Origin of the sequence: Mycobacterium heckeshornense (genome assembly GCF_016592155.1) — a bacterium.
GTDB classification, from domain to species: domain Bacteria; phylum Actinomycetota; class Actinomycetes; order Mycobacteriales; family Mycobacteriaceae; genus Mycobacterium; species Mycobacterium heckeshornense.
In genome coordinates this window covers 4,533,282-4,544,767 of sequence record NZ_AP024237.1, presented here as the reverse complement: position 1 = coordinate 4,544,767, position 11,486 = coordinate 4,533,282, and the positions used below count along the sequence as shown (strand labels likewise).

General features: G+C 65.5%; 8 protein-coding genes. 6 read left to right on the top strand and 2 right to left on the bottom strand.

All coding sequences use genetic code 11. The features are described 5' to 3' along the window. Positions 1-13: 13 nt before the first annotated feature. Positions 14-1,555, bottom strand: a complete 1,542-nt coding sequence (locus MHEC_RS21950; protein WP_048889426.1) for an amino acid permease — start codon at positions 1,553-1,555, stop codon at positions 14-16. A gap of 377 nt (positions 1,556-1,932) precedes the next feature. Between MHEC_RS21950 and dnaK the strand changes: the two genes are divergently transcribed. From dnaK to MHEC_RS21920, 6 genes are all read left to right on the top strand, one after another. Continuing rightward, entirely contained in the window at positions 1,933-3,798 is a 1,866-nt protein-coding gene (gene dnaK, locus MHEC_RS21945; RefSeq protein WP_048889427.1) for a molecular chaperone DnaK, read from the top strand. Beyond that, positions 3,795-4,520 (top strand): nucleotide exchange factor GrpE, encoded by a 726-nt coding sequence (gene grpE, locus MHEC_RS21940; protein ID WP_048889428.1) that lies wholly within the window; start codon positions 3,795-3,797, stop codon positions 4,518-4,520. Before dnaK ends, grpE begins: the two co-directional genes overlap by 4 nt. A 63-nt stretch (positions 4,521-4,583) precedes the next feature. Continuing rightward, the gene (gene dnaJ / locus MHEC_RS21935) at positions 4,584-5,762 is read left to right on the top strand and encodes a molecular chaperone DnaJ (protein ID WP_048889429.1); all 1,179 of its coding nucleotides are present in this window, start codon (positions 4,584-4,586) and stop codon (positions 5,760-5,762) included. Next, positions 5,762-6,133, top strand: coding sequence for a heat shock protein transcriptional repressor HspR (locus MHEC_RS21930; RefSeq protein ID WP_048889430.1), 372 nt, complete (start codon positions 5,762-5,764; stop codon positions 6,131-6,133). Before dnaJ ends, MHEC_RS21930 begins: the two co-directional genes overlap by 1 nt. Positions 6,134-6,170: 37 nt before the next feature. Next, complete coding sequence (locus MHEC_RS21925) at positions 6,171-7,328, top strand: oxygenase MpaB family protein (protein ID WP_048889431.1); 1,158 nt, start codon at positions 6,171-6,173, stop codon at positions 7,326-7,328. A 114-nt stretch (positions 7,329-7,442) separates the two neighbouring features. After that, complete coding sequence (locus MHEC_RS21920; RefSeq protein WP_048889432.1) at positions 7,443-8,276, top strand: DUF5995 family protein; 834 nt, start codon at positions 7,443-7,445, stop codon at positions 8,274-8,276. Between the two features lie 10 nt (positions 8,277-8,286). Here MHEC_RS21920 and MHEC_RS21915 read toward each other — a convergent pair whose 3' ends face one another. Then, positions 8,287-11,475 (bottom strand): ATP-binding protein, encoded by a 3,189-nt coding sequence (locus MHEC_RS21915; RefSeq protein WP_048889433.1) that lies wholly within the window; start codon positions 11,473-11,475, stop codon positions 8,287-8,289. Positions 11,476-11,486 lie beyond the last annotated feature (11 nt).

Sequence of the window (11,486 nt, the reverse complement as noted above, 5' to 3'; positions counted from 1 at the left end):
CGATGCCCTCGGGTCAATCGTCGGGCTCTGCCGCCTGTTCGACGACGACCGGGGCGGCCATTGGGATATCTTGTGCGACAGGGGAATCGCTGTTGACCGCATCGACTGTCGGGCCGGCGAATCCTTGGGCCGCCGCCGTCACCCGGTTGCGGACGATGAACCAGCCGCCGACGAGTGCGGGAATGCCGAGCACCAGAGTGGCGATGATCCACGGACCTCGCTGGGCGTCCAGCACCATCAGCACTAGCACACCCGCCAGGAAAGCCAGGGTGACGTAGCCGCTGTAGGGGGCCAGCGGCATCCGGAATCGCGGCCGCTGCATCAGGCCGGCCTTTGTCCGGCGATAGAGGCGCAGCTGGCACGCCACGATGGTGGCCCACGCCGCCATGATGCCCACTGCGGCGATGTTCAGCACGATCTCGAAGGCTTGGCCGGGCTTGACGGCGTTGAGTACGACACCGAACAGCCCGATCGTGGCGGTGAGCAGGATTCCCCCGTATGGCACACCGTTTTTCGACATCCGCGCGGTGAACTTGGGGCCGCTGCCGTTGACTGCCATCGACCGCAGGATGCGGCCGGTGGAATACAGTCCGGCGTTCAGGCTCGAGAACGCCGCGGTGACGACCACGAGGTTCATCACGCTGCCGGCGCCGGAAAAACCGATGTGGGAGAAAAACGTAACGAATGGGCTCTCGTGTTGTTTGTACGTGGTGTAGGGCAGCAGCAGCGCCAAAAGCAGGACCGAGCCGACGTAGAAGATTGCGATACGCAGCACCACGGAGTTGATCGCGCGGGGCATGACCTTCTCCGGCTCCGCCGTTTCCCCGGCGGCGGTGCCGACCAATTCGACTGCGGCATAAGCAAATATGACACCTGAAGTGACCAGGACCAGCGGTAACAGCCCGGTCGGCAACAAGCCCCCGTTGTCGCGCCACAGGCCGAAGCCGGTGCTTTGGCCGTCGACCTGGAAGCGCCCGGCCAAAAATACGGTCCCGACGACCAGGAAAGTGATGAGCGCCAGCACCTTGATCAACGCGGCCCAAAACTCGAACTCGCCGAAGGCCTTGACGGAGATCAGGTTCACCGACACCACCGCCAGCAGCGCGATCAGCGCAAGCGTCCACTGCGGAATCACTTCTAGCGCCGTCCAATAGTGGAGGTAGTTCGCGATAGCCGTGCTGTCGACAATGCTCGCCATCGCCCAGTTCAGAAAGTACATCCAGCCGGCGACGAAAGCAGTTTTCTCCCCGAAGAATTCGCGGGCATAGGACACGAACGAGCCAGACGACGGGCGGTGCAACACGAGTTCGCCGAGTGCCCGCAGGATCAGGAACACAAAGGCGCCGCAGACCGCGTAGACGATGAACAAGCCGGGCCCCGCCGAAGCGAGCCGTCCGCCCGCGCCGAGGAACAACCCGGTGCCGATGGCGCCGCCGATCGCGATCATCTGCAGCTGCCGGCGATGCAGGTCGTGGTGGTAGCCGGCATCTTCGCGGGTGAGCAAGTCGCGTGCGCCGGCCCCGACGGCGGGTCCAGTGCGGGGCGGCGGTGACATCAACTTCCTATCGTGCGGCTTGGTGCACCGCGGCAAGGCGGGCACTGCGGAGAAACGGATTGGTTGCAAGGCTATCCGACAGCCGTCGCTGAGCGGCCGCCCGGCCTGGCCAGCCGGACGCTGGCGAGGGTGGTCGGCGCGGGGACGCTGACGCTGCGCGTCCACCGCGCGCCGCCCCGACCTCGGTGTCGGTGCGCGGCTCGGGGCGCGCCGGGCCGGGAACAAACGGCCCGCCCGCGCCGTTACTCCGATCGACAACTTGAGTGTGCCAGGCTCAAGCCTGGGTTGACAGCATTACCCGGGCTGACACTAGTCTTGAGCGGGGTTCACTCAGCATAGTGCAGTGAAGAAGCTCGACTACTCAGGGAGGATTCACCATGGCTCGTGCGGTCGGAATCGACCTCGGGACCACCAACTCCGTCATCTGTGTCCTCGAGGGCGGCGATCCCACCGTCATCGCCAACTCGGAGGGCTCCCGGACCACCCCCTCGATCGTCGCGTTTGCGCGCAACGGTGAGGTGCTGGTCGGTCAGCCCGCCAAGAACCAGGCGGTGACCAACGTCGAGCGCACGGTGCGTTCCATCAAACGCCAGATGGGCACCGACTGGAAGATCGAGATCGACGGTAAGAAGTACACCCCGCAGGAGATCAGCGCCCGCATCCTGATGAAGCTGAAGCGCGACGCCGAGGCCTACCTGGGCGAAGACATCACCGATGCGGTGATCACCGTCCCGGCGTACTTCAACGACGCCCAGCGCCAGGCCACCAAGGAAGCGGGTCAAATTGCCGGCTTGAATGTGCTGCGCATCATCAACGAGCCGACCGCGGCCGCACTGGCCTATGGGCTGGACAAGGGCGAAAAGGAACAGACCATCCTGGTGTTCGACCTCGGTGGTGGCACCTTCGACGTGTCGCTGCTGGAGATCGGCGAGGGCGTGGTCGAGGTCCGGGCCACCTCCGGTGACAACCACCTGGGCGGTGACGACTGGGACCACCGGATCGTCGACTGGCTCACCGACAAGTTCAAGAAGCAGACCGGCATCGACCTGACCAAGGACAAGATGGCGATGCAGCGGCTGCAGGAGGCGGCCGAGAAGGCCAAGATCGAGCTGAGCTCGTCGCCGAGCACGTCGATCAACCTGCCCTACATCACCGTGGACGCCGACAAGAATCCGCTGTTCCTCGACGAACAGCTGACCCGGGCCGAGTTCCAGCGGATCACCCAAGACCTGCTGGACCGTTGCCGCAAGCCGTTCCAGCAGGTGATCGCCGACACCGGCATCTCGGTGGCCAACATCGACCACGTCGTGCTGGTCGGCGGCTCGACCCGGATGCCCGCGGTGACCGATCTGGTCAAGGAACTCACCGGCGGCAAGGAGCCCAACAAGGGCGTCAACCCCGACGAGGTTGTCGCAGTGGGTGCTTCGCTGCAGGCCGGTGTGCTCAAGGGTGAGGTGAAAGACGTTCTGCTGCTTGACGTTACGCCACTGAGCCTGGGCATCGAGACCAAGGGCGGGGTGATGACGAAGCTGATCGAACGCAACACCACGATCCCGACCAAGCGCAGCGAGACGTTCACCACCGCCGACGACAACCAGCCGTCGGTAATGATCCAGGTCTATCAGGGTGAGCGCGAAATCGCCGCGCACAACAAGCTGTTGGGCTCCTTCGAGCTGACCGGTATCCCACCGGCGCCGCGCGGCGTGCCGCAAATCGAGGTCACCTTCGACATCGACGCCAACGGCATCGTGCACGTGACCGCCAAGGACAAGGGCACCGGCAAGGAGAACACGATTCGTATCCAGGAAGGCTCGGCCCTGTCCAAGGAAGAGATCGACCGGATGATCAGGGACGCCGAGGCACACGCCGAAGAGGACCGCAAGCGCCGCGAGGAAGCCGACGTCCGCAACCAGGCCGAGACGCTGGTCTACCAGACCGAGAAGTTCGTCCGCGAGCAGCGTGAGGCCGAGGGCGGCTCGAAGGTTCCCGCCGACGTCCTCAGCAAGGTCGACGCCGCGGTCGCCGACGCCAAGAAGGCGTTGGAGGGCACCGACATCGGCGCGATCAAGTCGGCGATGGAAAAGCTGGGCCGCGAGTCGCAGGCGCTCGGCCAGGCGATCTACGAGGCCACCCAGGCCGCGCAGGCCGCCAGCGGAGCCAGCGCCACCAGCGGCGACGGGTCCGGCGGTGCCGAGGACGTCGTTGACGCGGAGGTTGTCGACGATGACCGGGAGGCCAAGTGACAGAAGGTAATGCACGCGAACAGGTAACGGTCACCGACAAGCGGCGAATCGACCCCGAGACCGGCGAGGTGCGCCATGTCGACTCCGGGTCGGCGTCCAGCGCGCCGACAGCGGCGGAGGCGCCGGCTGCTTCGGCACCGGGCCCGGCGCCAGCCTCGGCGGTGGCCGAGGACAAAGTCGCCGAGCTGACCGCTGATCTGCAGCGAGTCCAGGCCGACTTCGCCAATTACCGCAAGCGCGCCTTGCGCGACCAGCAGGCGGCCGCCGACCGGGCGAAGGCCATGGTCATCAGCCAATTGCTGGGCGTGCTCGACGATCTCGACCGCGCCCGCAGCCACGGCGACCTGGAATCGGGTCCGCTGAAGTCGGTCGCCGACAAGCTGACCAGCGCGCTGAGCGGACTGGGGTTGAGCGCGTTCGGCGCCGAGGGCGACGACTTCGACCCGGTGCTGCACGAAGCCGTCCAGCACGAGGGCGACGGCGCGGAGGGCACCAAGCCGGTGATCGGCAGTGTGCTGCGGCAGGGCTACAAGCTCGGCGACCAAGTCCTGCGGCACGCGTTGGTGGTCGTCGTCGACACCGTCGTCGAGGATGGTGCCGACGTTGCCGCGGAGACCGAGAGCGCTGAAGCTGTTCCCGCAGTGGCCGAAACAGCGAGCGGGTCGGATACCGAGGCGACCGCGGGGGAGCAGCCCGCAGAGGCAGAACCGCCGGCCGACTAACCGCGGCCGGCGGTGCACAACTTCATCGGAAGCCAGAGGAAGGCGGGAAGGGGGTGACGCGGTGTGGCCCAACGCGAATGGGTCGAGAAAGACTTCTACAAGGAGCTAGGCGTCTCCCCTGATGCCAGCCAAGACGAGATCAAGCGCGCCTACCGCAAGCTGGCGCGCGAACTGCACCCCGACGCCAACCGCAACGATCCTCGCGCTGCAGAACGGTTCAAGGCGGTGTCGGAAGCGCACAGCGTGCTGTCCGACCCGGCCAAACGCAAGGAGTACGACGAAACTCGACGGTTGTTCGCCGGCACTGGCGGGTTCGGCCGCCGCTTCAGCGGGGCCAACTTCGGCGGTTTCGGCATGGGCGGCGACGGCGTCGAGTTCAACCTCAGCGATTTGTTCGACGCCGCCAGCCAGACCGGCGGCAGCACCATCGGCGACCTGTTCGGGGGCCTGTTCGGTCGTGGAGCCTCGCCCCGGCCGAGCCGGCCGCGTCGCGGCAACGACCTCGAAACCGAAGCCGAGCTCAGTTTTGTGGAGGCCGCCAAGGGTGTGGCGATGCCGCTGCGGCTCACCAGCCCGGCTCCATGCACGAACTGTCATGGCAGCGGCGCGCGGCCGGGGACCAGCCCGCGAGTCTGCCCGGCATGTAACGGCACTGGGGTAATTAGCCGCAACCAGGGCGCTTTCGGGTTCTCCGAACCCTGCACCGACTGCCGCGGCAGCGGGTCGATCATCGAGCACCCGTGCACCCAGTGCAAGGGAACGGGTGTCACGACGCGGACCCGCACGATCAACGTGCGGATTCCGCCGGGCGTCGAGGATGGTCAGCGCATCCGGTTACCCGGACAGGGGGAGGCCGGGCTGCGCGGCGCACCCTCGGGCGACCTTTACGTGACGGTGCACGTGCGCCCGGACCCGGTGTTTGGCCGCGAGGGGGACGACCTCACCGTTACCGTGCCGGTGAGCTTTAGTGAACTTGCTTTGGGCACAACACTTTCGGTGCCCACATTGGACGGCAGGGTCGGTGTTCGGGTGCCGAAGGGCACTGCGGACGGGCGCATCTTGCGGGTACGTGGTCGCGGTATACCCAAGCGCGGCGGCGGCAGCGGCGACTTGCTGGTGACGGTCAAGGTTGCGGTGCCGCCGAACCTCGACGGCTCCGCCAAGGAGGCACTGGAGGCGTACGCCGCTGCGGAGCGGGCCAGCGGCTTCGACCCGAGAGCCGGATGGGCAGGTAATCGCTGATGGCTGAGAAAGACGAATCGCGCACGTTCTTGATCTCGGTGGCGGCCGAGCTGGCCGGCATGCACGCTCAGACGTTGCGGACCTACGACCGACTCGGTCTGGTCCGTCCGCGGCGCACTTCCGGTGGGGGGCGCCGCTATTCCGAACACGACGTCGAGTTGCTGCGTGAGGTGCAGCGGCTCTCCCAGCACGAGGGCGTCAACCTTGCCGGTATCAAACGCATCATCGAGCTGACCAACCAGGTGGAGGCGTTGCAGGCCCGGCTCAAGGAGCTCACCGAGGAGGTCGAACGCCTGCGGGCCAACCAGCGACGCGACATCGCGCTGGTGCCGAAGAGCACCGCTCTCGTGGTGTGGAAACCGCGCCGTTAGGCCACGGCGAGCCCGCAACATCTGCAAGGCTGTCGGCATGGCGGGCAGATGGACCGACGGGCTGCTCGACCGCATGCGGCAGCTAGGCGATCCGGTAGCGGACATACCCGTCGCGGCCGTACTCGACCGGGGAGGCGTGGCCGACGTCAACGCGATCCTGCGCACGCTGGTGCGCAACGACCAGCCGGTCGCGGCGGGGCTGCCCGCGGAGATACAGGCCTACCTGGCCCAGACTGTCTCCCTGCCGCCGTGGGCCGACATGCGCAAGATCAAGCGTGGGCAGCAGTTATTCGAGACATGGGGCGTGCAGATCGCAATCTGCCTGTTCTGTGCGTCTCTGCCGTCGTCGTACGCGGCGGCCAATGGCGTCAAGGTCCTGTATCTGACCGCCCGGCTCGATACCGATGCGCGTCGGCGTGTGATGGAAACCGGCCAGTTCCTGATCGACGCGCTCAGCATGGGCGGCCTCGACGAACACGGCAAGGGGCGGCGCACCATCCAGCGGGTCCGCCTGATGCATGCCGCTGTGCGCCACCTGATCGAAGCCCGCAACCAGCAGCAGCCCGGCCTGTGGGATCCCGCGTGGGGCACACCGATCAACCAGGAGGACCTCGCCGGGACTCTCCTGGCGTTCTCGTATGTCGTTGCCGACCCGTTGCGGCGGCTGGGCGTGCATGCGTCCGCCCAGGATGTCGAGGCGTACCTGCATCTCTGGAACGTCATCGGCCACCTGATGGGCATCCGGGACGAGCTGCTCGTGCGCGACGTCGACGATGCCGCCGCGCTGGTCGCGACGATACGGCGCAGGCAGTTCCAGGCGTCGCGTGAAGGGCAGGCGATGACCAAGGCGCTGCTCGATCTGCTTGACGAGATGACGCCCTTCCACCGGTTCGACGACACGATCCCTCCGCTGATCCGGCACCTGATCGGCGACGAGGTCTCCGACCTGCTGCTCGTGCCGTCATCCGATCTCGTCGACGACCTCGGGCGGCTCGCGCGTATCAGCAACTGGTTCTTCGTCCACGTCTTCGGACGGAGCGAGCGTGGCTCCCCGCGCTACCAACTTGTGTCGCGCCTAGTTCGCCCATTCGGGCATGACTTGCTACACGGTTTGTTCAGGCTTCAACGAGGTGGGCAGCGGGCGCCGTTCAACATACCCGATCACCTCGCCCGCAGCTGGGAGCTGTCGGCGTGATGCACGGATCAGCCCGCTCGAGACCCGAGCGGTGCAAGGTCGCGACGCTTGGGGCGACCCGCGCTGTAAAGACGGACAGCGTGTCGATCGGATTGAACGGGAGGTCCCACTGAGATGACTGCCGCCCTGCCTCCTAGCCCCCAACCGCCGCTGGGCCGACTCAAACAACCCAGCACCATCGACGATGTTTTGCGCAATATCGATCAGATCATCAGCTGGTCGATGAAAGCCAAAAGTGGCATCGGGTACTTCGCTGTTTTGTACAGGCGGGTCACCCTCGCCATCCGCGAAGCGATCAACGAGGGGAAATTCGATGACGGACGTCGCATGCAAGACCTCGATGTCGCGTTTGCCCAACGCTACTTCGACGCGCTGAATGCCTACTTCTATCGGGGGCACTACCAAGGCCTGACGTTGCCTTGGGAGGTCGCGTTTGTCGGTGATCAGGACGGTCAGGCAATCATCGTGCAACACATGATGGCCGGACTGAATGCGCACATCACTTTCGATCTCGGCCACGCGCTCGTGAAGGTGGCGCCCAGGTCGCTGGAGGCGCTCAAGAACGATTACAGCCGCGTCAACGACCTGCTCTGCCTGCAGATTCCGGACATTGTCAAAGTCGTCGAGCGGCTTTCCCCGGATCTTCGCTGGACCCGCTGGCTGATGCCGTACCAGGTGCGTCTCCTCCAGCGTGCGTTGACGAAATTGCGTGAAGGGGCTTGGCTTTTCGCGATTTACATGGCGATGAACCCGCTGAGCGCGCCGGAGAAGTCATTGCACCAGCAGGCCTGGACAGCCGCGCTGAGTTCCTGGTATCTGCATCCGCCCGAGCGGTGGACACCGTTCCCCAGGATCATCAGCGCAGTCGCCAGGCATGAGAGTACCGATGTTGCGGGCAATATTCGGACGCTCGAAGAAATCTCCCAGCGCCCCAGGAAAATCAGGTAGCGACGGCGGATCACGTAAGAATCGCTTGCGCCCGTGCGAATTCCGGCCAACGAGCGTCACCAGCGAAGCGCCGGACAGCGTCGGCCAGCTCGGAAGTATTCCCTTCGTCGGTAAGGTCGAAAAAGTCTAAAAGACAACGCATTTCGAATAAAGTCGCGCCCTGGCGACGGGCGAACTCAAGCGCGGCACCCAGCGCATCACGGCGGCAGGTCAGGTCTGTCATGGTGTGTGCGCGCAACCGCATCAACTCGGCGTCGTGGAAGTGCATGCCCGTCTCGTGCGCATGCCGCAGCGCCATCTCCAATCGCTCGCGTGCTTTCGTCAACTTGCCCGCCGCAATCAGCAGGCGGCCGATGACCGCGTCGTGAAACGTCAAGTAACTGTTGAGGTGTAGTAAGCGCGATCCGTCCACGAGTCGGGCGATCTTCTCGGCGCGGCCGGTCAGCGTGGCAGTGTCGGCGCCCGAACCCAGCGCGGCCAGCGCCTTGACCGTGGCGTGTTCGGTGGCGCCCACCAAACGCCACAAGTCGAGCCCCGACCGCTCGCTTTGGCTGCGAAGCTCCGCGGCCAGGGTGGCCGCTTGCTCGAGTTGGCCGCTCTCTAGTCGGATCCAGATTTCCATGAAGTACGTATGTGCCCTGTTGTGGGCATTCTGCGGAAACCCCAAGTCCTCGCAGCGCCGCCGTGATTCGGTCAACTCTGTGTTGGCATGGTCGAGGTCTCCGCAGAGCATATGCGTCAGCGCCAGGAAGACGTGTGCCGACGAAATTGGGTCGACGGCCACCCACCAAGCAGTTTCGAGGACCCGAGGATCGGCGGCAGAACGATCGGCCAACGCCCGCAACAGGTGTGCGCGTGCGGCGGTGAAGTCACCTTCCAGCCAGGTGACGCAACCCAATGATGACGCGATGGCCGGATAGCTCCAGGGCCGGTCCTTGGTGATGCGGGCAGACAGCGAGTCAAGCAGTTCATGCGCGCGGCGCAGTTCGGCGCGCGGCACGTAGTAGCTGATCAGTGCGGTGAGCGTGGCGAACAACCCATCCTCGTAGTTGCCGCCGCTCGCCAACTGCAGGCACTGTTGCAAATCGGCGGGTGCCTCACCGGCCTGGCTGCCTTGCGTGGCACCCGCCAAGGAAGCGCGTTCCAACCGGATCGCGATCTCCTTGTGGTCCCGCGTCGAGCCCGCAGCGCAGCTGGCAAGCGCGCTGAGCGCGGTCGTTAAGTAAGCCAGCGCTTCTGGGAGAGCACCGCGCCGCCGGGCGCTCGCCGACGCCTTCTGATAAGCGTCCACGGCATCGTCGTATCGTTGCGCCTGCTCGAGGTGGGCTGCCACCACACCCCAATCCGGTTCGACGCGGGCCGCCGCGTCGGCCAATGCGGAGGCCGCGCGTGCATGCAGGTCACGGCGCAGGGACGGCGGTGGTAGCTCGGCCGCGACTTCCCGGAGCAACTCGTGGCGGAATCGCCAGCCGTCGGCCCCGCGTCGTTCGAACACACGCGTTCGCACCAATTCGGAAACGACGTCGTCAACCTGTCCGGCATCGCATCCGACCACTGAACGAAGCAAGTGGAGATCGCCTGCGCGCCCAATCACGGCGGCCGCCCCCACCACACGCGCGACATCGGAGTGGGAGTGCGGCAGCCCGGCGAACAGCAGCTCGTACAGTGCCTCCGGCACTCCAGACTCGGCTCCGTCGAGCTCGCCGACAACGTGCTCGATGTAGAACGGTATCCCGTCGCATCGGTTACGCACTGCGGTCCGCTGGGCGTCGGTCACTGAGGGGTCCAACGCATTGATTAGCGCGTCGGACTGCTCATCGTTCAGCGGCGCAAGATCGAAAAGTGTTACCGGCCAATCGGTTCGCAGCCAATCTCCGTCACGTCCGGTTACGACCACCAGCAGACGCCCATCCGCCGCCGCGAGCAGGCAGTTGAGCAGCTCGAGGGTGGACGGGTCGAACCAGTGCACATCCTCGGCGACCAGCAATCCGCTTTGATCACCGATGCAGGCCAGCACGTATCGCCGAACCGTCGCGGCAATCAATTCGTACAGTGTTCGGCCTTCCACGGCCGCCGGCTGGTAGCCTTGTTCGGGGCCGACGCCAATCACCGGCGCTAGCAATGGAACAGCGCTGTGGGGATCCATTCCGTGGGCGCTTAGTTCGGCTTGTAGTAATTGCAGACGATCGCGGCCGTCGGTGTGTCGGGTGATGCCGCAGCGGCGCTCCACAAGCCTGCGCACCGGATGCAGGCCGGTGTCGGTATGCAGCGGCGAGCCGAACAGCTCGATCACCGACCCGCCCGCGCTGCGGACCAATTCGGCCGCCTCAGTCGCCAGCCGGGTCTTGCCGATTCCCGGTTCACCCCGAAATATCACACCGGGGGTGCTCAGCGCTCCAGCGCAGGCCCGCTGCCAGCTCTGCTGCAGCCAAATGCGCTCGCGCTCACGTCCGATCAGTGGCGGCGACTGCAGCGGAGTTGCTTCCGCCCGCTCGCCGAGCACGTGGCAATGGCCGATCAAGCCCTCGACACCCTTCACCGGGACAGGTGCGTGCGTTTCGAGTTCGAACGAATCGGACACCAACGGTGCGACCGCATCTGACACCGTCACCATGCCCGGCTCTGCTACGGCGCAGAGGCGGGCCGACAGGTTGACGGCAAACCCGTAGACGTCGTCCTGATCGGTGTCGAGATAGACCAGGCCGCGGTGGATGCCCACGCGCACATTGATCGCCACCCCAAACTTGCGTTGCGCCTGCTCGCTGAGCCGCGCCACGAGCCGGGTGATGTCCAGCCCTGCAGCGACGGCACGCCGCACGTCGTTCTCATGCGCAATGGGATGGCCGAACACCGCTAACAGTCCGTCGCCCTTAATCGAGCTGATGTGGCCCTCGTATCGATTCACGATTCGGCGCACCTCATCGCGGTAACGGCCGACCACCGTGTGGTACGTCTCTGGTTCCAAGCGGGTGGACAGCGCCGTCGAGTCGACCAGATCAACGAACATGATTGCCAGTCGGCGGATTTCACCGTAGCGGTCGGGGGTGGCCAGCAGATCCTCGGCTTCAGGGTTGCCGTGGTCGGCTGATAGAACCCGCCCGGCCAAGCTTGTCGCGGTCGCACGGTCGCCGGCATTTATGGCCCGCACCGCGCGGTCCAGCAATTCGTCGATCGAGGCACTGTTTTCGCCGGGACTCACCTGTCCCTCCT